At 65.3% G+C, this 23915-nt stretch carries 23 protein-coding genes; 14 read left to right on the forward strand and 9 right to left on the reverse strand.

The features are described 5' to 3' along the window. Positions 1-99: 99 nt before the first annotated feature. Positions 100-1182 carry a zinc-binding metallopeptidase family protein gene (locus GA0061098_RS15300; protein WP_091957165.1) on the reverse strand — a complete coding sequence of 361 codons (1083 nt, stop codon included), beginning with the start codon at positions 1180-1182 and terminating at the stop codon, positions 100-102. A 209-nt stretch (positions 1183-1391) separates the two neighbouring features. On the opposite strand from GA0061098_RS15300, the gene GA0061098_RS15305 reads away from it, so the two are divergent. The 3 genes from GA0061098_RS15305 (at position 1392) to GA0061098_RS15315 (ending at position 5554) form a co-directional block, all read left to right on the forward strand. Next, entirely contained in the window at positions 1392-3869 is a 2478-nt protein-coding gene (locus GA0061098_RS15305) for a hybrid sensor histidine kinase/response regulator (RefSeq protein WP_091957168.1), read from the forward strand. Between the two features lie 82 nt (positions 3870-3951). Further along, complete coding sequence (locus GA0061098_RS15310; protein WP_091957775.1) at positions 3952-5202, forward strand: arsenic transporter; 1251 nt, start codon at positions 3952-3954, stop codon at positions 5200-5202. 115 nt (positions 5203-5317) lie between these two features. Continuing rightward, complete coding sequence (locus GA0061098_RS15315; RefSeq protein ID WP_091957779.1) at positions 5318-5554, forward strand: hypothetical protein; 237 nt, start codon at positions 5318-5320, stop codon at positions 5552-5554. A 68-nt stretch (positions 5555-5622) separates the two neighbouring features. Here the strand turns inward: GA0061098_RS15315 and GA0061098_RS15320 are convergent, their stop codons facing one another. Together GA0061098_RS15320 and GA0061098_RS15325 are read right to left on the reverse strand one after the other, a co-directional pair. Next, positions 5623-6987 (reverse strand): MFS transporter, encoded by a 1365-nt coding sequence (locus GA0061098_RS15320; protein WP_091957171.1) that lies wholly within the window; start codon positions 6985-6987, stop codon positions 5623-5625. A 24-nt stretch (positions 6988-7011) separates the two neighbouring features. Continuing rightward, positions 7012-7779, reverse strand: coding sequence for a GntR family transcriptional regulator (locus tag GA0061098_RS15325; RefSeq protein WP_018320647.1), 768 nt, complete (start codon positions 7777-7779; stop codon positions 7012-7014). Positions 7780-7969: 190 nt separating this feature from the next. Between GA0061098_RS15325 and GA0061098_RS15330 the strand changes: the two genes are divergently transcribed. The 3 genes from GA0061098_RS15330 to GA0061098_RS15340 are packed head-to-tail and all read left to right on the forward strand — an operon-like array spanning position 7970 to position 11007. Beyond that, a complete protein-coding gene (locus tag GA0061098_RS15330; protein ID WP_091957174.1) occupies positions 7970-9169 on the forward strand; it encodes a mandelate racemase/muconate lactonizing enzyme family protein in 1200 nt (399 codons plus the stop codon). A 12-nt stretch (positions 9170-9181) separates the two neighbouring features. Next, on the forward strand, positions 9182-9949 hold the full coding sequence (locus GA0061098_RS15335) for a glucose 1-dehydrogenase (protein ID WP_091957176.1): 768 nt from the start codon (positions 9182-9184) through the stop codon (positions 9947-9949). Between the two features lie 26 nt (positions 9950-9975). Further along, positions 9976-11007 carry an L-idonate 5-dehydrogenase gene (locus tag GA0061098_RS15340; protein ID WP_091957783.1) on the forward strand — a complete coding sequence of 344 codons (1032 nt, stop codon included), beginning with the start codon at positions 9976-9978 and terminating at the stop codon, positions 11005-11007. On the opposite strand, the gene GA0061098_RS15345 is transcribed toward GA0061098_RS15340, so the two are convergent. After that, entirely contained in the window at positions 10997-11911 is a 915-nt protein-coding gene (locus GA0061098_RS15345) for a DUF3280 domain-containing protein (RefSeq protein WP_165637377.1), read from the reverse strand. The genes GA0061098_RS15340 and GA0061098_RS15345 overlap by 11 nt on opposite strands. Here GA0061098_RS15345 and GA0061098_RS44990 point away from each other — a divergent pair. From GA0061098_RS44990 to GA0061098_RS15355, 3 genes are read left to right on the forward strand one after another with little or no spacing between them, the layout of a single operon-like run. Then, complete coding sequence (locus GA0061098_RS44990) at positions 11910-12092, forward strand: hypothetical protein (protein ID WP_165637378.1); 183 nt, start codon at positions 11910-11912, stop codon at positions 12090-12092. The two genes, GA0061098_RS15345 and GA0061098_RS44990, sit on opposite strands and share 2 nt — an antisense overlap. 10 nt (positions 12093-12102) lie before the next feature. Next, on the forward strand, positions 12103-13485 hold the full coding sequence (locus GA0061098_RS15350) for a sensor histidine kinase (RefSeq protein ID WP_091957182.1): 1383 nt from the start codon (positions 12103-12105) through the stop codon (positions 13483-13485). Next, a complete protein-coding gene (locus GA0061098_RS15355) occupies positions 13482-14144 on the forward strand; it encodes a response regulator (protein ID WP_028140919.1) in 663 nt (220 codons plus the stop codon). Before GA0061098_RS15350 ends, GA0061098_RS15355 begins: the two co-directional genes overlap by 4 nt. A gap of 4 nt (positions 14145-14148) precedes the next feature. Here GA0061098_RS15355 and GA0061098_RS15360 read toward each other — a convergent pair whose 3' ends face one another. Then, entirely contained in the window at positions 14149-14991 is an 843-nt protein-coding gene (locus GA0061098_RS15360; protein ID WP_091957185.1) for a hypothetical protein, read from the reverse strand. A 213-nt stretch (positions 14992-15204) separates the two neighbouring features. Here GA0061098_RS15360 and GA0061098_RS15365 point away from each other — a divergent pair, with 213 nt between their 5' ends. Genes GA0061098_RS15365 through GA0061098_RS15380 form a run of 4 tightly spaced genes read left to right on the forward strand, consistent with a single transcriptional unit; the run spans position 15205 to position 19556 of the window. Further along, positions 15205-16089 carry an IclR family transcriptional regulator gene (locus tag GA0061098_RS15365; protein WP_091957187.1) on the forward strand — a complete coding sequence of 295 codons (885 nt, stop codon included), beginning with the start codon at positions 15205-15207 and terminating at the stop codon, positions 16087-16089. A 1-nt stretch (position 16090) separates the two neighbouring features. Continuing rightward, positions 16091-17287, forward strand: a complete 1197-nt coding sequence (locus tag GA0061098_RS15370; protein WP_091957189.1) for a CaiB/BaiF CoA transferase family protein — start codon at positions 16091-16093, stop codon at positions 17285-17287. Between the two features lie 42 nt (positions 17288-17329). Then, a complete protein-coding gene (locus GA0061098_RS15375; protein ID WP_091957192.1) occupies positions 17330-18316 on the forward strand; it encodes a Bug family tripartite tricarboxylate transporter substrate binding protein in 987 nt (328 codons plus the stop codon). Positions 18317-18335: 19 nt separating this feature from the next. Continuing rightward, positions 18336-19556: an ABC transporter substrate-binding protein gene (locus GA0061098_RS15380; RefSeq protein ID WP_091957195.1), complete on the forward strand. Its 1221-nt coding sequence runs from the start codon at positions 18336-18338 to the stop codon at positions 19554-19556. A 31-nt stretch (positions 19557-19587) separates the two neighbouring features. Here the strand turns inward: GA0061098_RS15380 and GA0061098_RS15385 are convergent, their stop codons facing one another. From GA0061098_RS15385 to GA0061098_RS15400, 3 genes are all read right to left on the reverse strand, one after another. Then, positions 19588-19854, reverse strand: coding sequence for a hypothetical protein (locus tag GA0061098_RS15385; RefSeq protein WP_091957198.1), 267 nt, complete (start codon positions 19852-19854; stop codon positions 19588-19590). A 769-nt stretch (positions 19855-20623) separates the two neighbouring features. Beyond that, positions 20624-21115, reverse strand: coding sequence for an SRPBCC family protein (locus GA0061098_RS15395; RefSeq protein WP_165637379.1), 492 nt, complete (start codon positions 21113-21115; stop codon positions 20624-20626). After that, positions 21115-21504, reverse strand: coding sequence for an ArsR/SmtB family transcription factor (locus GA0061098_RS15400; RefSeq protein ID WP_091957204.1), 390 nt, complete (start codon positions 21502-21504; stop codon positions 21115-21117). Before GA0061098_RS15400 ends, GA0061098_RS15395 begins: the two co-directional genes overlap by 1 nt. A gap of 281 nt (positions 21505-21785) precedes the next feature. On the opposite strand from GA0061098_RS15400, the gene GA0061098_RS15405 reads away from it, so the two are divergent. After that, complete coding sequence (locus GA0061098_RS15405) at positions 21786-22847, forward strand: serine hydrolase (RefSeq protein WP_165637380.1); 1062 nt, start codon at positions 21786-21788, stop codon at positions 22845-22847. A 77-nt stretch (positions 22848-22924) separates the two neighbouring features. Here the strand turns inward: GA0061098_RS15405 and GA0061098_RS15410 are convergent, their stop codons facing one another. Beyond that, entirely contained in the window at positions 22925-23749 is an 825-nt protein-coding gene (locus tag GA0061098_RS15410) for an outer membrane protein (RefSeq protein WP_091957210.1), read from the reverse strand. Positions 23750-23915 lie beyond the last annotated feature (166 nt).

Raw genomic sequence — 23915 nt, forward strand, 5'->3', positions numbered from 1 at the left:
CCGTGGTACATCAAAATCGGCCGGAGGCAACGGTCTAAATCCGGGCCATCTGGCGTACCAGCGCAAGACCGAAACCGGCCTGACGAGCCCTCGGACGACCTACGGCTTGCCGGGCCTCGACACGGACTTGGCGACGTCCCGGACCAGGCCATGAACAAAACCCAGCTTGCCGACCACCGCGGGCGACAGGATGAAGGGATAGAGGTCGCGCAGGCCCATGGCGCGGTTGACGCTGTTCATGGCGAAGGTGAAGGGCAGCCATGCGTTGACCAGCGCCTCGACGTCCCTCGCCTCGTAGGGGTTGAAGCGGATGCGCGCCGTCAACTCCCCGTCGCGGTCGACCTTGGGGCGAACCTCCATGCCGAACTCGGCGGCCATCTCCAGGGTGTCGACGATGTGAAGATAATGCGCCCAGGTCTCGGCGAAATCTTCCCAGGGGTGCATCGTGGCATAGGCCGAGACGTAGTTCTGCTGCCAGTCCGGCGGCGCGCCTTCGGCATAGTGACGCTGCAGGGCCTGGCCGTAATCGGTGGAATCGTCACCGAATACCGCGCGGCATTCCTCGAGCTTGCCGCCGCCCTGCACCAGCACATCCCAGAAATAGTGCCCGACCTCGTGCCGGAAATGCCCGAGCAGCGTACGATAGGGTTCTCCCATCTCGAGCCTGCGCCGCTCGCGCTCGATGTCGTCGGTCTCGGTGAGCGCAATCGTGATCAGGCCGTTGTCGTGGCCGGTCATGACCTTCTCCGCGCTGTTCGGATCGTCGGCGAGGAAATTGAAGATCAGACCATGCTCGGGATCATCTTGCCGGGCCTGGAGCGGCAGCTTCCAGCGGATCAGGGAATAGAACAGACGGTGTTTCGCCACCTCCAGCTCGCGCCAGCCGGCAAGCTGGGCAGGGTCGGACAAATCCGGCACGATGCCGTTGTGGCGGCAGGCGCGGCAATAGCCGTTGCCCTCGCCCGTATCCGTCAGCCAGTTGCAGGCATCGTACTCGGCATTCCGGCACAGCATCCGGCTTTCGCCCTTGTCGGCCAGGATCCGCCAGGCCTCTCCGTCGGGCTCGATCGCCGACATCGTCTCCTTCTCCGGCAGGAAGGCGACCCGATGGCCGCAGCGTTCGCAGGCACGGTTCTCGAAATAGAGAACGTTGCCGCAGGCCTGGCAGACAAAGAGCTTCAAGATTTATCCTCTTCGGAAAGGGAGCCTTATCAAAGACATTCGCGACGCCTCGCGAAGACGCGTCCGCCGGCCGATCGTTCCAGTCTCCGGAACAAATTGCCAGACCCGGCGTTTCGTTCATGCGCTATCCGTTTCATGGCGCCTTTCCCAGCCTAATTCCTCTAAACAATGGCCATCACGCTCCGTCTGTGTGAATATCGGTCCGGCACGTGCGCTCCCGCATGACAACGGCCGATGCCTTGAACGATCCCTTGCCCGAGACCATAGCCGCCGAAAGGCTGCGTCAACACCTCGAAGACGTCGCGCGCGAGCGCGACAACGCCTATCGCGCGCTCCAGGAGCGCGAGGCCGAGCTGGCGCGCATCCAGCGCATCGGCAAGGTCGGCGGCGTTGAGGTCGATTTTCGCGAAGGCTTCAAGAACCGCCGCTCGCCCGAATACCTCATGATCCATGGCCTGCCGCCGGAGGCTGCGGAGGAGTCGCACGAGGATTGGGTCAATCGCATCCATCCCGACGACCGCGACGCCACCGTCAAGCACTTCATCGATGCACTCGCCGGTACGAGCGAAGACTACAGCGCCGAGTACCGCATCGTCCGCCCCAATGACGGCGAAACCCGCTGGATCCGGGTCGTCGCCAAGATCGAGCGCGACAAGGACGGCCGCGCCATCCGCCTCGTCGGCGCCCATATCGACATGACCGACCAGGCGCTCGCGCGCGAGACGCTGCGCGAGAGCGAGGAGCGCTTCCGGCTGATCGCCGACAGCGCGCCCGTGCCGATCTGGGTGACCAAGCTCGATCGCAAGCGCTCCTTCGCCAACCAGGCCTATGTCGACTTCGTCGGCCTGCCCTACGATCAGGCCATCGACTTCGACTGGCGCAAGGTGCTGCACCCCGACGACCTGCCGCATGTGCTGCAGCAATCGGTCCAGGGTGAAGCGTCGCTCAAGCCCTTCGTGCTGGAAGCGCGTTACAAGAACGCCGGCGGCGAATGGCGCTGGCTGCGCTCGGAATCGCAGCCGCGCTGGGATCCGACCGGCAAGCATATCGGGTTCATCGGCGTCGCCCACGACATCACCGTCGCCAAGCAGGCCGAGATCGAGCTGCGGCAGCTCAACGAGACGCTGGAAGAGCGCATCGCCGAGCGCACCGCCCAGCTCGAATCCAACGAGGCGCGGCTGCGCGCGATCCTGGAGACCAGCAACCAGTATCAAGGCCTGGTCAATCTCAGGGGCGAGCTGCTTTACGCCAACAACACCGCACTCGATGGCATCGGGGCGAACTCGTCGGATGTGATCGGAAAGCCGTTGTGGGAGACGCCCTGGTTCAGCGCAACGGAGGGCATGAGCGCGCTGGTGCGCGAGGCCTTCCACACCGTGCTCAAGGGCGAAGCCGTGCGGCTGGAGATGCGGCTGCGCCTTCCCATCGGCGAGCGCGATTTCGACTTCGGCATGCGCCCCGTGCTCGACCGTCACGGCAACATCACCGGCGCCGTCCCTGAAGCCGTCGACATCACCGAGCGCCGCCGCGGCGAGGAAGCACTGCGGCAGTCGCAGAAGATGGAGGCGATCGGCCAGCTCACCGGCGGCGTCGCCCACGACTTCAACAATCTCCTCACCATCATCCGCTCGGCCACCGATTTCCTGCGCCGCCGCGAGTTGCCGGAAGAGCGCCGCCGCCGCTATGTCGATGCCATCTCCGAGACCGTCGAGCGTGCCTCCAAATTGACCGCCCAGCTTCTGGCGTTCGCGCGCCGGCAGCCGCTGAAGCCGCAGATCTTCAACGTCGGCAGCCAGGTCGAGGGCGTCGCGCAGCTGGTCCGGCCGCTGGTCGGCGGCCGTATCGACATCGCGGTGGAGATTCACGATGCCGACTGCTTTACCGTCGCCGACATCGCCCAGTTCGAGGCCGCGCTGATCAACCTCGCCATCAACGCCCGAGATGCCATGAACGGCGAAGGCCGCCTCATCATCGCCGTGCGCAAGGTCTCCGGGATTCCCAGCCTACGCGCGCAATCGGCGCGCGGCGGCGACTACGTCGCCATCTCCGTCACCGACACCGGCAGCGGCATCGCGCCGGAACATCTCGACTCGATCTTCGAGCCGTTTTTCACCACCAAGGAGGTCGGCAAGGGCACCGGCCTCGGCCTCAGCCAGGCTTTTGGTTTCGCCAAGCAGTCCGAGGGTGACGTCGCGGTGACGAGCACCCAGGGCAAGGGCGCGACCTTCACCATCTATCTGCCGCAGGCACAAAGCCCCGCGACCGACAAGGAAGCCGCGGCACTGACCCATGAGGCCGCGGCCACCGGGCGCGGCTATCGCGTGCTCGTGGTCGAGGACGACGACGAAGTCGGCCGCTTCTCGACCGAGCTTCTGGAAGATCTCGGCTACGTCGTTCGCCGCGTCGCCAACGCCAACGCCGCGCTGGCGATCCTCGGCGAGAACGAATTTGCCGTCGACCTCGTGTTCTCCGACGTCATCATGCCCGGCATGAACGGCGTCGAGCTCGCCGGCATCATCCGCGAGCGCTATCCGGGCCTGCCCGTGGTGCTCACCTCCGGCTACAGCAACGTGCTCGCAGAAAACGCCCATCGCGGTTTCGAATTGATCCAGAAGCCGTATTCGGTGGAATCGCTCTCACGCATCCTGCGCAAGGCGATCACGGAGAAGCTGTCGGTCGCAAGGTGACGTGAGCCGAGATTTGAGGCTGGCGGATCGATCCGGGGCACGGTAGTCAGGAGCGGTTTTTCCGGAGATCAACTTGCCGACCGTGCCGTCTGACGCCATCTGGGCCTGGAGCATCATCGTCGTCGCGACAGCAGGCGTCATCATCCGCCCCTTCCGCCTGCCCGAGGCGGTCTGGGCGGTGATCGGCGCGAGCGCCCTGGTGCTATCAGGCTTGCTGCCGTGGCAAGACGCGCTTGCCGGCATCGAAAAAGGCCTCGACGTCTACCTCTTCCTGATCGGCATGATGCTGATCGCCGAGCTCGCGCGCCTCGAAGGCCTGTTCGACTATCTCGCCGCGCTCGCGGTCGAATACGCGGCCGGCTCGCCGCAGCGGCTGTTCCTGCTGATCTATCTCGTCGGCACGCTCGTCACGGTGCTGCTCTCCAACGATGCCACCGCAATCGTGCTGACGCCGGCCGTCTATGCCGCGACGCGCGCAGCCGGCGCCAAGCCACTGCCCTATCTCTTCGTCTGCGCCTTCATCGCGAATGCCGCGAGCTTCGTGCTGCCGATCTCCAACCCCGCCAATCTCGTCGTGTTCGGTGCGCGTATGCCGCACCTGGCGGAATGGCTGCGCCTGTTCGCCCTGCCCTCGGCGGCCTCCATCCTGCTGACCTACATCGTGCTGCGCCTGACCCAGCACCGGGCCCTGAAGGAGGAGACGATTGCGCGCCGCGTGCCGCATCCAAAACTCGGCCACGGCGGCAAGCTGACGGCGATCGGCATCGTCGCGATCGGCGCTGTGCTGGTCACGGCGTCGGCGCTGGACAAGCAACTGGGCCTGCCGACCTTCATCTGCGGCGGCGTGACGGCCGCCATCGTGCTGCTGCTCAGTCGGCAATCGCCATTGCCCGTGCTGCGCGGCGTGTCCTGGAGCGTGCTGCCGCTGGTCGGCGGGCTCTTCGTCATGGTGGAGGCGCTGATCAAGACCGGAGTGATCGCGCAGCTCAGCGCGTTGCTGCACCAGGCGGTGGCTCAATCGGTCCCGAAGGCGGCCTGGAGCGTCGGCATTGCAACCGCGCTCGCCGACAACATCGCCAACAACCTGCCGGTCGGCCTCGTCGCCGGCTCGGTCGCCGCCAGCGATCATTTGCCCGCCCCGGTCGTCAGCGCCATCCTGATCGGCGTCGACCTCGGCCCCAATTTGTCGGTGACGGGCTCGCTCGCCACCATCCTCTGGCTGGTCGCGCTCCGGCGGGAGAAGATCGAGGTCGGCGCCTGGCCCTTCCTCAAGCTCGGCCTGCTGGTGACGCCGCCCGCCCTGATCGCCGCACTGGCGGCGGCAATCAGGTAACGCAGGCTCCGGCCTTCGAAATTAAGTGCAAGCTATTTGCGGTGCGTCAATGCCGGCAGCCACGCTGCGGCTAGAATTCCGATGTCGCGCAGTCACGCGGCAAGGAAGGTTCATCATGCAGATCCAATCGAAGGCGTTGCCGCAGAGCTCTTTTCTGCGTCGTGCGATTCGGAGCCTCTTCGCAGCGGGCGAGAGCAGCGCCGAGACGGCTCATCCCCTGCTGGTCGTCTCCGCAGTGGCGTTGTTCACACTGTTCGTCATCGTGGAGGTCGACCTCCACTCCGCCCAGCTTCAGGCCCTCGGCCTGCTCGGCCATGGGATGGGAATCGATCCGGTCTTCTTGAGCCCGTAGTCGCCGGCCGCAGCGTTCCGAAGTCAGTCCCGATCGCGGCGACGACGCCGCGACCGGGAAGCGCATCGTCAGTCGTTCTCGTAGCCGTAGACTTCCGGCAGGATGAAGATCGCGGCGAGCAATCCGATCAGCGGGAAGATCGCGACCATCAGCGTGGCATTCGCCTGCCCGATCGCGGCGAACACCGTCGGGAACAGGAAGATCGCCAGGAACGACGGCAGCTTCACGAACATGTAGGCGAAGCCGCTGGCGGTGCCGCGATATTTCGGCTTGGCGACCATGGTCGGGATCGTCATGCAGTTCGACGCGTCCCAATAATGGCCCCACAGCATCGCGGCGGCCGCGAACGGCAGCAGGATCTTGTTGTCGGTGTAGAGCGCGAAGGCGGCGACCAGCAGCGAGGCGAACACGATCGAGAATCCGGCGATCGCGATGCCGCGGTGGCCGATCTTCGGCGTCAGCAGCGGCCCGACCCAGCCGGACAGAGCGGCGAAGGAGAACAGCGCCATCGTCACCAGGTTGATGCCGAGCACGCTCGACACGCCGACCATCACGAACAGCACCGGCAAATAGAACGCGAAGGTCGAGAACTCGCTCGCCTGGGTGAAGCAGGCGATCCAGCCGTAGACCGTGGCGCGCCAGCGGATCGGATCCTTCTTGAGGTCGGCGAGGAACGCACGCGTGCTGGTCTTCGGAACAACCACATCCCGATCCGGCAGCATGTCGAGATTGTCGTTGAACATCTCGCGCGCCACCCGCTTGGCCTCGCGATAGCGCCCCTTCTGCACCAGCCACACCGCCGTCTCCGGCACGTCGTGGCGCATGAGAAGGATGATCAGCGCCGGCACCGCGCCGAGGCCGAGCGTCACGCGCCACAGCATCTCGTGCTGCATGTCGATCAAGAGAAAGATCACGATGACGCCGATGGTCAGGACCTCGCCGACCGCGAACATGAATTGCCAGCGATTGCCCATGACCTCGCGCTCGCCCTTGGCCATGGATTCCATGATGTAGGTGTAGCCGGTCGAGATGTCCGAGCCGAGCGGGATGCCAAGCAGGAAGCGGATCACGATGAGCCAGGTGACGTCAGGCACGAAGGCCTGCGCCAGCGCCAGCACGATGAACATCACCATCGTCACCAGGAACATGACGCGGCGGCCGATCTTGTCGGACAGCCAGCCGCCCAGCAGCGCGCCGATCAGGGCACCGCCCTGCGTGCCCGCCGCGGCAAGGCCCAGCATCAGCGCCGTGGGATTGTACTGCTCCTTGATGAAGATCAGCACGAAGGCGATCGAATAGAGGTCCCAGGCTTCGACCAGGATCGAGGCCATCATCAGCCAGCCGACCTTGTTGCCCTTGGGACTGTAGTTCGTGATGAGGTAGCGGACCGCGGCTTCGCTCGCGGTCGGTTGTGGCATCGCCATCGTTGTCATGCTTGGTCCTCTTTTCAAAACTCGCTACGTGCCGAGCAGCGGCTCGATGCTGCAATCGAGCAGGCGCGGATCGATCCCCGCTTCCATGCCCGTGAATATCTCGCCCATGTAGTCGATCAGTGCATCGCTCGCCTTCACTGCGTCATCGACGCGGCGGCTGGCCACCGCGGCGAGAATGGCGAGATGACAATCGATCGTGCCCGACAGATCGGCCTGCCCCGGCATGAAGCGGTGGTGGATGTAGCCGATGCGCCGGTACAGCGTGTGCAGCGGCCGCAGCGTGTGCACCAGGAACGGCTCGCCGGCGGCTTCCAGCACCAGCGCGTCGATGCGGCGGTCGATGCTGTTGAATTCGTCGAGGGTGAGGCTGGCGCGGCGCTCGCGCAGGAGACGCTCGATGTGCAGCGCCTGATTGCGATGCGAAAGGCTGGCGCGATCGGCCGCAAGGCGGATCACGAAACGCTCCATGTCGCGGCGCAAGGCCAGCAGCATGCGTTCGCGCGCAAGATCGATCGGAGCAATGTGCAGACCGTGGCGCGGACGGATGATGATGAGCGTATCGGCGGAGAGACGATTGACGGCGTGGTGCACCGGCGTGCGCCCGAAGCCGGTGATCTGCTGCAATTCCAGCATGGTCATGAACTGACCGGGCTTGAGCTCGCAATGAACGAGGAGTTCCTCGATCCTCTGATAGGCCAGCTCGAAGAAGTTGAGGCGGTTGCGCCGGGAGGGCCTTCCCTCGCCGTCATCGTCGCTTCTCACCACTTCGAGCGCGCGCTTGCGCCGTGCCATGTTGTCCTCCCTGCCACCCTGCCACCCTGCTCGCGCTGCCGAGCGGCGGCTTATTTGTGATATCCTTAAAACATGTTGTGATATATTACAAGCGGGCGTATGACTGCCTGCCGAGATCGCCGCTTTTGACCGGCATAGACACGAAGAACAAGACGGGCGCGAGGCGCCTTATCATGGGAGGACTGTTGCAGTGAAGATCACTTCGATCGAGACCCTGCGCACCGAGGAATTCTCCAACGTCATCTGGGTGCGAATCCACACCGACACCGGCGTGATCGGGCTCGGCGAGACCTTCTACGGCGCGGGCGCGGTCGAGGCGCAGATCCACGACACTTTTGCCGGCCGCCTGCTCGGCCGCAATCCTCTGCACATCGAGGCGATCCACCGCGACATGCTGAACCTGCCGATGGCGCAGTCCTCCACCGGCGTGGAATATCGCGCGGCGTCCGCGATCGACATCGGGTTGTGGGACCTGTTCGGCAAGGTTTGCAATCAGCCGGTGCACCAGATGCTCGGCGGTCTCTGCCGCGACAAGCAGCGCATCTACAACACCTGCGCCGGCACGCAATATGTCCGCTCGACCAATATCAGCCCGGTCTCCAACTGGAATCTCGGCGCCTCCAAGGGCCCCTATGAAGATCTCGACGGCTTCATGAACCGCGCCGATGCGCTGGCCGAAAGCCTTTTGGAGAGCGGCATCTCCGCGATGAAGATCTGGCCGTTCGATCCGGCGGCGCAGGAAAACAAGGGCCTCTACATCACCGCCGCCCAGATGAAGCAGGCGATCGAGCCGTTCGAGAAGATCCGCAAGGCCGTCGGCGACAAGATGGAGATCATGGTCGAGCTCCACTCGCTGTGGAACCTGCCGACCGCCAAGCAGATCGCGCGCGCGCTCGAGCCGTACAAGCCGACCTGGTACGAGGACCCGATCCGGATGAACTCGCCGCAGGCGCTGGCCGAATACGCCCGCTCGACCGACGTCTGGGTCTGCGCCAGCGAGACGCTGGGCTCGCGCTTCCCCTACAAGGACATGCTCGACCGCGACGCCATGCATGTGGTGATGGCGGATCTATGCTGGACCGGCGGCCTCACCGAGGGCCGCAAGATCGCGGCGATGGCCGAGACCTATCACCGGCCCTTCGCGCCGCACGATTGCATCGGCCCGATCGGCTTCATCGCCGCCATCCACATGTCGTTCAGCCAGCCCAACACGCTGATCCAGGAATCGGTGCGCGCCTTCTACAAAGGCTGGTACAATGAGCTCGTCACCACGATGCCCGTGATCAAGGACGGTTTTGTCTATCCGATGGAAGGCCCCGGTCTCGGCGTCGACCTCCTGCCCGCCGTCTTCGAGCGCACCGATCTCACCGTGCGCCGCTCCAACGTCTGAGGAATTCTTGAGATGAGCACCTCCCTCTTCGATCTCTCCGGCCGCACCGCGCTCGTGACCGGCTCCTCCCGCGGCCTCGGCCGCGCCATCGCCGAGGGCATGGCCAAGGCCGGCGCGAAGATCATCGTCAACGGCGTCGATCCCAAGCGAGTCGAGCAGGCCGTCGCCGAGTTTCGCGCCGCCGGGCATCAGGCCGAAGGCGCGGCCTTCAACGTCACCGACGAGCCAGCGATCGTCGCGGCGTTCAACGACTTCGACAAGAAGAACATCGCCGTCGACATCGTCGTCAACAATGCCGGCATCCAGCACCGCAAGCCGCTGGTGGAGTTCACCACCGACGAATGGCGCAAGGTGATCGAGACCAACCTCACCAGCGCCTTCGTGATCGGCCGCGAGGCGGCCAAGCGCATGATCCCGCGCAAGCACGGGAAGATCATCAATATCGGCTCGCTCGGCAGCGAGCTCGCCCGCCCCACCATCGCGCCCTACACCGCGGCCAAGGGTGGCATCAAGAACCTGACCCGCTCGATGGCGGTGGAATGGGCTCAGCACGGCATCCAGGCCAATGCGATCGGTCCCGGCTACATGCTGACCGACATGAACGAGGCGCTGGTCAACAACACCGATTTCAATAACTGGCTGATGGGCCGCATCCCCTCCAAGCGCTGGGGCAAGCCGGACGAGCTGGTGGGCGCGGCGATCTTCCTCGCGTCCGACGCCTCGACCTATGTCAACGGCCAGATCATCTATGTCGATGGCGGCATGATCGCCGCGATGTGATCGCGAAGACAACGAAGGAGCAAGCCATGCGCGCCGTCGTCATCCACGCCCCGAAAGATCTGCGGATCGACACCTACCCGGATCCGGCGCCCGGCCAGGGCGAGGTCCGCGTCAAGATCGCCAATGGCGGCATCTGCGGCTCTGATTTGCACTACTACCATCACGGCGGTTTCGGCGTCGTCCGCATCCAGCAGCCGATGGCACTGGGGCATGAGATCGCCGGCGTGGTCGCCGCCGTTGGCGACGGCGTCACCAGCGTGAAAGCAGGCACGCGCGTTGCGGTCAATCCGAGCAAGCCGTGCGGCCAGTGCCTGCATTGCCAGGAGGGCATGCGCAACCAGTGCCTCGACATGCGCTTCCTCGGCAGCGCGATGCGCTTTCCCCATGTTCAGGGCGGCTTTCGCGAGTTCATCACGGTCGATGCCACGCAGGCGGTGCCGATCGCCGACAAGCTCTCGCTGGCGGAAGCTGCGGTCGCCGAGCCGCTCGCGGTGTGCCTGCATGCCGGCAAGCAGGCCGGCCCCCTGCTCGGCAAGCGCGTGCTGATCACGGGCTGCGGCCCAATCGGGGCGCTGATGATCCTGGTGTCGCGCTTCGGCGGCGCGGCGGAGATCGTGGTGACCGACGTTGCCGAGGCGCCGCTCGCAGTCGCGAGAAAACTCGGCGCGACGCACGCCATCAATGTCGCAGCCAATGCCAGCGCGCTCGATCCCTGGCGCGCCGGCAAAGGCGTGTTCGACACGCTGTTCGAAGCCTCCGGCAATCAAGCGGCGCTGCGCACCGCGCTCGACGTGCTAAGGCCCGGCGCGACGCTGGTGCAACTCGGCCTCGGCGGCGAGATGACGCTGCCGATCAATTCCATCGTCGCCAAGGAATTGCAGCTCCGCGGCACCTTCCGCTTCGATCCCGAATTCGAGCTCGCTGTGCGCCTGATGGGCGAAGGCCTGATCGACGTGAAGCCGCTGATCACGGCCACCATGCCGTTCGAGAACGCGGTCGCCGCCTTCGAGCTGGCCAGCGACCGCTCGCAGTCGATGAAGGTGCAGCTTACCTTTTAGCGGCGCCCTCGGCCTGCTGGCTCTCGATCAGCCGGTCGCTGATCAGCCGCACGGCGCCCCGTTTCCACGAATAGTCTGCGCCGAGGCGCAGGCCGCTGTCGCCGCGCGCCAGCACCGCGCCGGTGCGGGCATCACGCAGCTGGAAGCCGAGCGTGTATTCGGTGCGGCTGACCCGCCGCACCACGCCGATCAGCGATTGATCCGCGCCGAGCTCCTTCGCAATCGCGACCTCGCAGCCACCGCAGTCGCGTAACGCGCGCGCCTTCGCCGCCTCGCCGCTCGCGCTGCCGACGTCGACGATGCGGTAGCGGCCGGACTGGCTGAGCACGTCACGCACGCCGCCGGTGGTCTCGGCGAGGTACGATACGTCCGAAGCGCCCAGGGTGCTCCCTGATGCGGCCGTCATGTCCTCGAGCTCGAAATCGAACACGGCGAGCGCGACCGGCGCAGGCGTGCCGAGCGCCGCTATGACCTCGCGGGCGAGGAACGCCTCGGCACGGTCCCAGGCCTCGTCATTGTCGCCGCGGAACGTGTAGAGCTTCTCGAACAGGACCTTCTTGGCCGCGGTATCGATCACGGCGACCCGCGCCCATTGCACCAGCGTGCTCGTCTTCTGGACGCCGCCGACGACCTTGAATTTTGCATCGGCTTGCCCGGCGGGCGTGAGCTGATAGCGCTTGTCCGCTCCGACATCCCGCCGCAGCGCGGCCATGAACGCGCTCAGCCGCTTCTCGTGGGCGGCGGTCTGATCGACCGGCTCGCCGGACGTATCCAGGTACTGGAAATCCTCGATCGACACACCGGCCGGTGCTGCGGCGGCCGCCTCGGTGCCCGCGCCGGCAGGCCGGACACCCACGAGGACAGCAAGGAGAAAAGCAGGGAGGATCAACCGGGAGAGGTACATGAGCGTGGCCTCGCAGATGGAGCGATCAGCAAATCTCGGCGGCAGCCCGACGCCCTGCAATGGGGCCCGTCCCGGCGAGCGCCGGGAAAATTTCACGTCGTTGCACTGCGGTAACGCGCAGCGCTTTGCGCGGCTGGCGTTCTGCCGTTTAATGCGGCGGCGACAAGCCCGTTCGCGCTAGGTGCTGCCCGATGTGGAACCGCCCGAGATTCGATCTCAAGGTCCGTCTGACGTTGCGCGTCGCCGCCATAACGGCCGCCTGCTTCGCCGCAATCTCCGCCTATTTCCTGATCGCGGCCGACCGCGCGGTGCACGCGCGCATCGACGGCATCGCCGCGATCGTGGCGAAGTCGCTGGAGCTGCAACAGGGCAAGATCCAGTGGGTGGCCGGCCCGCGCGACTTTCCCAACCTTGATCCCGTCGCGGCCTATGTGATGACGCCCGGCCTGTGTCTGGCTTTCCGTGGCCCCAGCGGCGAGATGCTCCAGCGATTCTGCAGCGGCGCGCCTGCCCCGGCGAGCCCGTCGCCGCAAATCTTCGCGGCCTTCTATCGCAGCCTGTTCGACCCCGGCCGCGAAGCGGCACGGCCGGTGGTCGTGCGCGGCGCCAAGCTCGGCGAGACCGTGGTCTCGGTCGATCCGGCCGTGCAGACGGCGGAGGCCTGGCACGAGGCCGGCCGCCTGATGATTGCGCTTGCGATCGCGCTGCCGCTGCTGTGCTTGCTGGTCTACGCCGCGCTGGCGCGCGCGCTGCGCCCGACCCGCCTGATCCGCACCGGCCTCGAGCGGATCGCCGCCAACGACCTCTCGGCGCGGCTGCCGCCGTTCGATCTGGCCGAACTCTCCGCGATCCGCGACGGCTTCAACCATCTCGCCGAAAGCCTCGACAATGCGCTCGCCGAGCGCAGCGAGCTGACGCGCAAGCTGATCGCGCTCCAGGACGACGAGCGCCGCCATCTCGCGCGCGAGCTGCATGACGAGTTCGGCCAGTCGCTGGCCGCCATCCGCGCGCTCGCCTCCTCCGCCCGCCAGACCGCCGCGCAGGACTGCCCCGCTTTGCTCGGCGAATGCGACGGTATCGCGCGGACCGCGACCAGCATGATGGAGACGCTGCGCGGTGCGCTGTTCCGGCTGCGCCCGCCCGACGTCGAGGAGCTCGGGCTGGTGGCGAGCCTGGAAGGCCTCGTCGCGGGCTGGAACGGTCGCAGCCGCGGCGAGACGCGCTTTTCGATCCATTTCGACGGCGCGTTCGAGACTCTGCCCGCAGCGATCAGCGCCAACCTCTACCGCATCGTGCAGGAGGCGCTGACCAACGCCGCCAAGCACGCCGGCGCCACCAAGGTGGACCTGCATTTGACGATGGCGGCAGACGAGATCGCGCTTGCCATCGACGACGATGGCCGGCCGAGCGATGCGTCGGTCAAATCCGGCATGGGCCTGCTCGGCATGCGCGAGCGCGTTGCGGCTTTGCGCGGCCGGATGAGCTTCGAAGTCGGTGCCAACGGCGGCTCGGCCCTGCGCGTCGTCATTCCGCTCACCGCCGCCGAGCGGCAGGCGCTGGAGCATGCGGCATGAGCGCGGCCGATGCCTCCATCCTGCTGGTCGACGACCATTCCGTCGTCCGCGAGGGCTATCGCTCCGTGCTCCAGAAGCAGCCGGGCCTGCGCGTCATCGCCGAGGCGGCCGACGGCGCGGAGGCCTACCGGCTGTACAAATCCGAGGCGCCCGACCTCGTCATCATGGATCTGAGCATGCCCGGCATCGGCGGCATCGAGGCGGTCAGGCGGATCAGGCAATGGGACAAGGGCGCCAGGATCCTCATCTTCACCATGCATCAGAATGCGGGCTTCGCCGTGCAGGCGATCCGCGCCGGCGCCAGGGGTTACGTCACCAAGACCAGCCCGCCGGAAACGCTGGTGCGGGCCGTGATGGACGTGCTCGCCGGCAAGATCGCCATCAGCCCCGACATCGACCACGAGCTGGCGCTGAGCCGGCTCGGCGGCGAAAGCTCGGCCGCCGACGTCCTCACCGCGCGCGAGTTCGAGGTGATGCGGCTGCTGCTCGCGGAGCGGACGACGGAGGAGATCGCAGAAACGCTGCATGTCAGCCCGAAGACGGTGGCGAACCTGCATTCCCTGATCAAGGACAAGCTCGGCGTCGGCTCCGACATCGAGCTGGTCCGCCTGGCCTTGCGCCAGGGACTGTTGACCGAGCCCGATCTCGGCGAGGCCTGATCGTTCAGGCCAGATACCGCGCCAGATAGCCTTCCATCGCATAGAGCGCGCAGAGTGCCAGGCTCGACCACACCGCGGCGCTGAAATACAGGAACATCCAGGTCAGCTCGCCCTTCCAATGCGCGATGTCGTGGGTCACCACCCAGCGCGTCGAGACGTCATGCAGGCCTTCGAGGAAGCCCAGGAACCTGCCGCCCTCGGCGTGCCCGGCCCGCCAGCGGCTGAGATACATCGGCACGTCGACGGTGACGAGGAAGGCGAGGAAGCAGGCGATGCCGACGATGCCTGACATCAGCGCCCAGCGCACCACGCCCTGGAATTCCGGCATCAGGCGGCACAGCGCGATGCCGGCGAGGAAGAAGGTCACCGCCCACAACGAGTTCTCGATCGCGTTGTAGAGGAAGTTGGTCGTCACCACCGCGTACCAGGAGAAGCACTCCGCGATGATGATGATCGGCACGATGACGAGCGCGATGTTCACCGCGGTCTCGGCGCCCGTCATCTTGCCGAGCTGATGCAGGATGATGGCCCATTGCGCGACGAAGCAGAGCTCGGCCACGGTCGCGACCGTTCGGCCAACGACGACGCTCGATAGCCAGGTGTCGAACAGGCAGATGCGCTGCACGTCGGCCCGCGGCAGGAACGAGCGGAACGCGCAGCCGAACACATAGCCGGCGCACAGCAGCAACATCAGCCCGATGTCCGAGCCGCCACTGAGGCTGCCCGCAGGTGTCGGGTAGAATTCGCGGTAGAGCATGAACCACACCAGGATATTGGCGCCGCTCACGAGCGTGAGGGATCCCCACCACCACGCGAGGGGATTTGACCGCGCCTGCCACTGCAACATGAACCGCTCCGCAAATTATCGATCTGACATGTCGTCGTAATAATCCTGTCACAACACGACATGCAATCACGACAAAAATCTGTGTGTGCGGCCCGGTCCGGCGCGTCCTTCAACGAAGACGTCGACGCGATATCAGTGTCCACATATCGGACAATTTCGTCGATTCTGTCGAATCTATTGGACAGAAGCGATTTGACCGTCTGATATTCGGGGATGGCCCCGAGAGATTCATCCAAACCGCGACATCCGCTCTCCTCCGCCGCCGCAGTGCTGGCCGAGAGTGTCGATGACGCCGCCTTCGCGACGACACTGGCAAAGGGACTCGTCGTGCTCGAGGCGTTCAAGGCCGGGAGCACGCTGCTGGGTAACATGGAGCTGTCGGCGCTGACGGGCATCCCGCGGCCGACGGTGGCGCGGTTGACGCACACGCTCGCCGAGCTCGGCTACCTCCGCTACGACGCCGAGCGCGCCAAGTACCGCGTCGCTGCGCGGGCACTGCGGATCGCGCATCCTCTGCTTGCCGGAATGCAATTCCGCCAGATGGCGCGGCCCATGATGCAGGAGCTGGCGCTTAGCGTCCGCGGCACGGTCTCGATCGGCCTGCTCGACGCGACGTCGATGATCTATGTGGAGACCGCGCGCTCCGGCGATGTCGGACCCCACGCGCCGGACATCGGCATGCCGATTCCCGTGGTGATGACCGCCATGGGACGCGCCGCGGCGGCGACCTTGCCGCCGGCCGATGCAGACCGGCTCGAGCGGAACATCGGTGCTGAAGACCCCGAGCTGTGGTCGGCCTTTCGCGACAAATACCGGGCCGGGATCGCGCAATGCAAAAGCCGGGGCTTCTGCACCTGTTGGGGCGAGTACATGGCCTCCATCCATGCCGTCGCCGCGCCGCTGTTTCGCGCCAGCGAATCGAGGCAGTCGTTCTCGATCAATTGCGGCATCCCCGCCTTCCGGCTCCAGCCGGGCCAGCTGGAAGGCGAGATCGGCCCGCGCATCGCGGCGCTTGCCGACAGCATCCGCGCCATCGTCGGGCAGACCGAGCTCGCGCCGCCGCGCAAGACCAAGAAAATCACAAGCGCCGGAAAATGACATGGCTGGACCGCTCGAGGGACTGAAAGTTCTCGACATCGCGACGATCATTGCAGCGCCGTTCGCTGCCACGCTGCTGGCCGACTACGGCGCCGAGGTGCTCAAGATCGAGATGCCCGGACACGGTGACGGCGTAAGGTCGTTTCCGCCGTTCAAGGACGGCAAGCCGCTGTGGTGGAAGGCCGCCAATCGCAACAAGAAGTTTGCCACGCTCGATCTGCGCACTGGGGAAGGACTTGCGCTGTTCAAGCAGCTGCTTCCGCGCTTCGACGTGCTGATCGAGAATTTCCGTCCGGGAACGCTCGATCGCTGGGGCTTGCCTAAGGAGGTGCTGTGGTCGATCCAGCCGCGCCTCGTGATCCTGCGCGCCACCGCCTTCGGGCAGGATGGACCTTATCGCGAGCGACCCGGCTTTGCCCGCATCTTCGAGGCCATGGGCGGGCTCACCTACATCACGGGGGAGAGTGACGGCGAACCGACCCATCCGGGATACCCGATCGGGGATTCGATCGGCGGCCTGTTCGGCGCAGTCGGCGTGCTCGCGGCGCTGTGGAAACGGGCACGCGACCCGAATGCGCCCGGCGAGGAGATCGATCTTTCGCTGACTGAGGCAACCTTCCGCCTACTCGACGTCCTCGCCATCGAGCACGACCAGCTCAGCACCGTTCGCAGCCGCACCGGCAATGCCAACGGCTATTCGGCGCCGGCCGCCGTGTTTCGCACCAGCGACGATCATTGGGTGACGCTGGCAGGTTCGACCAACGCCCTGTTTGCGGCGAACTGCCGGGCGATCGAACGCCCCGATCTCATCGACGATCCGCGCTTCGCCAGCAACGACCGGCGCGTCAAGCACGCCGCCGAGCTCAACGACATCTTCGCCGGCTGGTGTGCCGCCCATCCCCTCGACGAGGTCCTCGCGCGATTCAATGCCGCGCAGGGCACGCTCGCCCCGATCTATTCGATCGACCAGATCGCCGACGACCCGCAAGTGAGGGCGCGCGAGGTGATCACCCGAGTTGTCGACAAGCATTTCGGCACGGTTGCCATGACCAATGTCGTTCCGCGCTTCACCAATGACCCCGCGCGGTTGCGTCACGCCGCCGGCGACGTCGGCGAGGACAATGACGAGGTGTTTCGAAATTGGCTCGGCCTTTCGGACCAGGAGATCGAAAGGCTCACCGCGCGAAAGGTGATCTGAAATTAACAAGAAGACCAACAATAAAAAGGGAGGAAGAAAACAGTGACATCATTCAAGGTCACACGCCGAACCCTGCTTGGCACGCTCGCAGGCGGGCTCGCCGCCGGCTCAGGCCTGACGGTACAGGCCGAGGATGCATGGCCCTCGCGCATGGTGCGGCTGATCTCGCCCTACGGGCCCGGTGGCTCCAACGACATCTCGTTGCGCCTGCTGGCCGAAGAGTTCGGCCGCAGTCTCCGTCAGCAGTTCATCGTCGAGAACAAGCCCGGTGCCGGCACCCGCATCGCCAATGACATGGTCGCCCATGCCCCGGGCGACGGCTACACCCTTCTCTATGTCGCGGCCCCCTACGCGACCGCCGAGGCGCTGTTCGCCAAGCTGACCTATGACCGCAAGGATCTGCAGCCGGTGGCGATGGTCGTGGTCGCGCCGCTCTTCCTCATCATCAGCGCCGACGCGCCGTTTAAGACGCTCCCCGAGCTGATCGCCTACGGCAAGTCGAAACCGGATGGGCTGACCTTCGCGTCTCCCGGCGCCGGCTCGCAGCCGCACCTCGCCGGAGAGCTCCTGTTTCGCGACGCCGGCGTCAAGGGCCTGAACATTCCGTTCCGGGGCGATGCCGCCTCCTACACCGAGCTGCTCGCCGGCCGCGTCGATGCTACGCTGACAGCGCTGCCGACCGCCCTGCCCTACATCCAGAGCGGCAAGTTCATCGTGCTCGGCGTCGCCTCGCCCGAGCGCAGCGCGCTCTACCCGCAGGCACTGACACTGCGCGAGCAGGGCTTTCCCAACGTCGCAGCCGCAGGCTGGTACGGCTTCATGGCGCCCGCCACGACGCCGCGCGCGATCGTCGACAAGTTTCAGGCCGAAGTTCTGCGCGCACTCGCCGAACCCAGGATCAAGGACAAGCTGACCGCTCAGGGCCTCGAAGTGCGCGCCGGCACTGCGGCCGAGTTCGGCCAGTTCATCGACGCCGAGACCCAGAAATGGACCAAGCTGATCCGCGACGCCGGTCTCAAGGGCGAATAGCAATCGGGAAGGACCGGACATGACAAGCACACTGCTCAAACACATCGCGGCCTCCGCACTGCTTCTCGCGCTATCGAGCGCGGCAGTGCAGGCGCAGAAGAAATACGATTCCGGCGCGTCCGACACGGCGATCAGGGTCGGTCAGACCGTGCCGCTCAGCGGCCCGGCCTCCGTCTATGCCGTGATCGGCAAGACCCAGGCCGCCTATATGAGGATGATCAACGACCAGGGCGGGGTGAACGGCCGCAAGGTCGAGTTGATCCAGTATGATGATGCCTATTCGCCGCCGAAAACCGTGGAGCAGACCCGCAGGCTGGTCGAAAGCGACGAGGTGCTGCTGACGTTCCAGATCATCGGCACCGCGCCGAACGTCGCCGTGCAGAAATATCTCAACGCCAAGAAAATCCCTCAGCTGTTTGCCGCGACCGGCGCTGCGCGCTTCACCGATCCCAAGAACTTTCCCTGGACCATGGGATTCAATCCCTCCTATCTGGTCGAAGGCCGCATCTACGCGCAATATTTGCTGAAGAATCACCCGAACGCGAAGATCGGCGTGCTCTACCAGAACGACGACCTCGGCAAGGATTATCTCACCGGCCTCAAAGCCGGCCTTGGCGACCAGGCGAAGATGATCGTGGCCGAGACATCCTACGAGATCACCGAGCCGACGATCGACTCGCAGATCCTGCGGCTGAAGGATGCCGGCGCCGACGTGCTGTTCAGCGCCACGACGCCGAAACAGGCGGCGCAGGCGATCAAGAAGGTCGCCGAGATCGGCTGGAAGCCGCTGCACATCATCGACATCAACGCCTCCTCGCTCAGCGCCGTGCTGAAGCCGGCGGGTCTGGATAATTCCAAGGGCGTCGTCAGCGTCGGTTACGTCAAGGATGCCGCCGATCCCGAATGGAAGGACGATCCCGGCATGAAGCGCTACCTCGCCTTCATGGCAAAATACTATCCCGACGGCGACAAGGATTCGAACCTGAACGTCTATGGGTACATCACGGCCCAGCTGCTGGTTCAGGTGCTGAAGCAATGCGGCGACGACCTCACTCGCGACAACGTGATGCGGCAGGCCGCCAGTCTCAAGAACGTCGAGCTCGACCTGACGCTGCCGGGGATCTCGGTCACGACCACGCCGACCGACTATCGCGTCAACAAGCAGTTCCAGATGGTGCAGTTCGACGGCCAGCGCTGGCAGAAGCTCGGCGACATCGTGACGGACGAAGCGAAGGAGTGAGGCGGCGAGAAGCGTAATGCCGTTGCGGCGCTCATTGCCCTCCAGCAAGACGGCTGCCGCTGCGGATGACATCGTCGCGTTGGCCGACATGGCGCTGATATTCGGAGATCGCGCGGTTGGCCATCCGGATCCGGTTCGTCTGCCCCTCCTCGACCATCATGGTGATGCGCTGTGCCAGGAACACGCAGGCCTCGAACTCGTCGCCGATGGCGCCCGTCCGCGTGAGAAAGTTCCAGGCGATCTCATAGGCCTGCTCGGCGGCGGGGTTGCGGTAGTCGCTGAAGATAATGTGCGTCATCACCGGCAAAGCCGCAGGCGGGCGATCGTTCCTGTGGTCCCTTCCTACCTCCCCCTTATCACGGGCTGCATGAGTCCCCGATGGATGTCCGGTCTCTGGAACGAAATGCACTTGCGCTGGCAGACACGTTCCGACGCTGGGTCGTAGGCCTCCAGTTCGATGCACCCGGAACGTCTTGCGCAGGAACGGTTGCTGTCGCGCGTGATTGGTCCGTCATGTGCAACAGGAGACGCAACATGCGTAAGACAATTCTGACGATCTTCACAGCAGCCGTTCTGGCTGGTGCTTCAGTCGGCGCAGCGGTCGCACAAGGTGCCGGCGGTGGTGCCGGGGGTGCGGGTGGTGCGGGAGGTGCAGGCGCCGGTGGGGCGGGTGCCGGAGGGGCGGGTGCCGGAGCGGGAGCAGGTGCTGGTGCAGGCGGCAGCGGCGCTGCCGGAGGAAGCGGAAGCGCTGGAGACGGCTCAGGCGGCGGCAGTGGCGGAATCACCCATACGCAACGTGGCGGACAGGGCGCGTCCAGCGCTCCAGGCATGCGCAACGAGACCACTCCGCCGACGAGCGGCACCGCACCGCGGCGCTAGAGCATGATCCGGAAAAGTGTGCGGCGGTTTCCGAAGAGATCATGCTCAAATGATAAATAAAGCGCGATGACGATTCATCCTGATCTCATCGCGCTTCAGTTGCCTCGTCGATCGCCCTCTTCGGAAACCGATCCTTCGAGGTGTACGAAAGCGGTCCCGGGGAATCCTTCGCCGGGACCGCTTTGTCTTCACCGCTTCATGCCCGCCACATAGGCCGCGAGCTTGTCCAGCGTCTGATAGCCATATTCGACAGCGCCGAAGCCGATCATGCCATCGCGCTGCGCGGTGCTCGAGGCCAGCTGGCGCATCATCAGCACGGTCTTGCCATTGCTCTGCTCGGCAAAGGTGACGGTGAAGCGGAACATGCCGGGATCCTCGTCCTGGTCGACGCCGTGATCCATCTCCATCAGCTGCGGCCGCTCGATGCGGCGGAAGCGCATGCGGTTCGGATAGACCGTGCCGTCGGGGCCGATCATGTTGAAGCGCCAGACGCCGCCGACGCGTACGTCGATCTCGAAGGTCTCGACCTTGAACCCCTTCGGCCCGAACCATTGCGGCAGGTGCTTCGGGTCGGACCACGCCCCGAACACCAGATCGCGCGGCGCGTCGATCACGCGCGACATCACGATCTCACGGTCGAGCGACCATTGCGACAGAGCGGGATTGGCAGAATTCGTCATCACTCAGAACCTTTCCGTTTGGTTGTTCGGGACGGCCGCTTGGCGGCCGCCCGCTCCTTCTCTTTCTTGAGCTTCATCACGTAGGCTTCGAACCGGTCGAGCCGCGCCTCCCAGATTGCGCGCTGCTGCTGGAACCAGTCCTCCGCACCGAGCAGCGCATCCGGGCTAAGGCGGCAGGTGCGCACGCGGCCGGATTTCTCCGACAGCACGAGCCCGCTCGTCTCCAGCACATGAATGTGTTTCATGAAGCTCGGCAGCGCCATGGCGAAGGGATCGGCGAGCTCGCCGACGGAGGCCTCGCCGGCGCACAGCCGCATCACGATCGCCCGTCTGGTGGGATCGGCGAGCGCTGCGAAAACCTGGTCGAGGCAGGGCGATTGGTTAGCCATGAAGCTAACTATACACGGCCAACGGCGGACGTCAACAATTGTTAGCTCACAAGCTAAGTAATTTGATCGCAGGTGGCATGCGGAACCCACAACGCGCAATTGTGAATTGGGCCGCCTGGCGCTTCCCGCTAATGAGACCGGGGGCACCATTGCATCGTTCGTCAGGGCACGTGCCGTCTTTTGTCACATCATCATCGTTCACCCGGCGGGCGCTCGCCCGGGCCGCGCTTGTTCCCCTCGCGATCGCGCTTCGCCCGCGCCGCGCCTCCGCGGATTCCGACATGATCGCGCAGATGCGCGACATCGTCGCGAGCGAGCTGGCGCCGACCGTAACGCCCGACCATGCGGGCGGCCTTGCCGCCGCCCTCTATGCCGGACGCCATGTCGAGTTCTTCAACTACGGTCTTGCCGATGATGCCGCCAAACGGAAGGTGACGCCGGACACGCTGTTCAACCTCGCGTCTGTAAGAAAACCGTTCGAAGCGACGCTGGTCGCTCTCGGTACGCTCCGCGGCGAGCTGCGGCTCGACGACCGCGTCCCTAAATATCTTCCCGAGCTCGACGGCGAATACATCCGCCGCGTCAGCGTCGGCGAGCTCGTCACGCACACCTCGGGGCTGTTGCTGCCGACCGACCATCCGCCGTGGCCGAACGATCAGTTCACGCGCGAGCAGTTCGTCGCGATGCTGAACGCCTTCGCGCCGGCGCCCGGTGTCGCACCCGGCCGGCAGCGCATCTACACCCATGCCGGCTACGTGCTGCTTCAGCTTGTGCTCGAGCGCTGCTACGGCATGCCGATCGGTGCGCTGATCCAGCACCGCATTCTGCGCCCGCTCGCCATGGACGCCAGCTTCATCCCCGAGCGCGGCGCGGACAATCGCGCCGTCATGGACGGGGCCTGGACGCGGCGCGTGGTCCAGGGCTATTCCGACCAGGGCACGGCGATCGGCCCAATCGGCGATCAGCAGAGCTATTTTGACTTTCCCGGCACCGGCCAGATGTTCTCCTCCGCCCGGGATCTTGCCACCTTCGCAGCGGCCTGCGTTGACGGCCGGACGATCGATCCGCATTTGCGCGAAGCGCTGCGGATGACGCAGCGTGAAGTCTTCCGCATCGACGACAAGTTCGGACAGGGCATGGCCTGGGAGAGCGTGCGTCTGCCGGGCGTCACTGTCATCGACAAGCCCGGTGGCCTCAACAATGCGTCCGGCTATATCGGCCTCGTTCCGTCGCGGCGGATCGCCATCGTCCTGCTCGCCAACCGCGGCGAGTACCCGCACGAGATCGCGCGCTACAAGATCCTGCCCGCGCTGGCGCATCTGCTGCCATCGCACGCAGGCTGAGCTTCACAACAGAAAGCCTTTTCACAACAGAAAGCCCCGGCCAGGCCGGGGCTTTCCACGTCAGGATCGGAACGGGATCAGTATCTGGCGACGACCGGTCCGCCGAACTTGTAGTTCACGCCGACGCGCACGATGTTCGACTTGAGATCGACCGAATGGGTGAAGGTCTGGGCCGGCAACGGCACACCGACGTTGAAATTGTTGCTGGTCATGCTGCTGCGGCCAAGATCGACGTAAAGATATTCGGCCTTCAGCGACCAGCCGTTGCCCACGGCGTACTCACCGCCGACGCCTGCTGTCCAGCCGACGCGGGTGTCGCGGATCGCTCCGGACTCGGTCGCGCCAGCAAAGGTGTCGGTGAAGCTGAAGTTGCCCCTCACCTCGGCGATGGCGGCGCCGCCGGTGGCGTAAATCAGCCAGCTCGGCGTCGCGAGGAAGCCGATGCGGCCGCGAATGGTGGCGAGCCAATCGGCCGAGACCGACGAATTGTCGGTGAAGGTGGTCGGCGCGCAGCAGGGATACACGGCCGTGCTGCTCGCGCTGCCCTTGAAGCCGAAATAGTTGATGTCACCCTCGAGGCCGAGCACGGCGTTGTTGACCTGCCAGTTGTAGCCGGCGGTGAAGCCGCCGGTCACGCCGGAGCTGTTGATGTGTTGGGCGCCGACCGTCCCGATGGCGGTCACGCTCGAATCCGCGAAATAGGCTGCCACCGGAAACAGCGTTGTGGTGGCGGGGTTCGCGCTGCCCCACTGCCCGCCGACATTGCCGCCGACGTAGAAGCCGGTCCAGTTATAGACTGGCGCCATCACCGGCGCCTTGGTGTAATGCGCCGCGAGATCGGCCGCCTGAACGGACGCGGTGCCCAGGACAACCGAGGCAGCCGCCAGCAAAAACTTCTTCATTTCAGTCTCCTTGCCCCACGCGATTGACCTCGCGTTTCGAATGCGCGCAGGTAAAAGGCAACCGGCGCAGTTAGGGCATAGGGCGGGTGCCGCTGCTCGTCTTGGGCTGCGGCGCAGTTCGCAAGGACTGTGACGTAGTGTGCGCCTCAGATCGTGCGAACGCATG

The sequence above is a fragment of the Bradyrhizobium shewense genome (assembly GCF_900094605.1).
GTDB classification, from domain to species: Bacteria; Pseudomonadota; Alphaproteobacteria; order Rhizobiales; family Xanthobacteraceae; genus Bradyrhizobium; species Bradyrhizobium shewense.

Coding starts and splice junctions, on each gene's coding strand:
- GA0061098_RS15315 (WP_091957779.1), top strand. CDS start 5,318: ATGCAGATCCAATCGAAGGCGTTGCCGCAGAGCTCTTTTCTGCGTCGT.
- GA0061098_RS15320 (WP_091957171.1), bottom strand. CDS start 6,987: ATGACAACGATGGCGATGCCACAACCGACCGCGAGCGAAGCCGCGGTC.
- GA0061098_RS15325 (WP_018320647.1), bottom strand. CDS start 7,779: ATGGCACGGCGCAAGCGCGCGCTCGAAGTGGTGAGAAGCGACGATGAC.
- GA0061098_RS15335 (WP_091957176.1), top strand. CDS start 9,182: ATGAGCACCTCCCTCTTCGATCTCTCCGGCCGCACCGCGCTCGTGACC.
- GA0061098_RS15340 (WP_091957783.1), top strand. CDS start 9,976: ATGCGCGCCGTCGTCATCCACGCCCCGAAAGATCTGCGGATCGACACC.
- GA0061098_RS44990 (WP_165637378.1), top strand. CDS start 11,910: ATGAGCGTGGCCTCGCAGATGGAGCGATCAGCAAATCTCGGCGGCAGC.
- GA0061098_RS15345 (WP_165637377.1), bottom strand. CDS start 11,911: ATGTACCTCTCCCGGTTGATCCTCCCTGCTTTTCTCCTTGCTGTCCTC.
- GA0061098_RS15350 (WP_091957182.1), top strand. CDS start 12,103: ATGTGGAACCGCCCGAGATTCGATCTCAAGGTCCGTCTGACGTTGCGC.
- GA0061098_RS15355 (WP_028140919.1), top strand. CDS start 13,482: ATGAGCGCGGCCGATGCCTCCATCCTGCTGGTCGACGACCATTCCGTC.
- GA0061098_RS15360 (WP_091957185.1), bottom strand. CDS start 14,991: ATGTTGCAGTGGCAGGCGCGGTCAAATCCCCTCGCGTGGTGGTGGGGA.
- GA0061098_RS15365 (WP_091957187.1), top strand. CDS start 15,205: ATGGCCCCGAGAGATTCATCCAAACCGCGACATCCGCTCTCCTCCGCC.
- GA0061098_RS15370 (WP_091957189.1), top strand. CDS start 16,091: ATGGCTGGACCGCTCGAGGGACTGAAAGTTCTCGACATCGCGACGATC.
- GA0061098_RS15380 (WP_091957195.1), top strand. CDS start 18,336: ATGACAAGCACACTGCTCAAACACATCGCGGCCTCCGCACTGCTTCTC.
- GA0061098_RS15385 (WP_091957198.1), bottom strand. CDS start 19,854: ATGACGCACATTATCTTCAGCGACTACCGCAACCCCGCCGCCGAGCAG.
- GA0061098_RS15395 (WP_165637379.1), bottom strand. CDS start 21,115: ATGACGAATTCTGCCAATCCCGCTCTGTCGCAATGGTCGCTCGACCGT.
- GA0061098_RS15400 (WP_091957204.1), bottom strand. CDS start 21,504: ATGGCTAACCAATCGCCCTGCCTCGACCAGGTTTTCGCAGCGCTCGCC.
- GA0061098_RS15405 (WP_165637380.1), top strand. CDS start 21,786: ATGATCGCGCAGATGCGCGACATCGTCGCGAGCGAGCTGGCGCCGACC.
- GA0061098_RS15410 (WP_091957210.1), bottom strand. CDS start 23,749: ATGAAGAAGTTTTTGCTGGCGGCTGCCTCGGTTGTCCTGGGCACCGCG.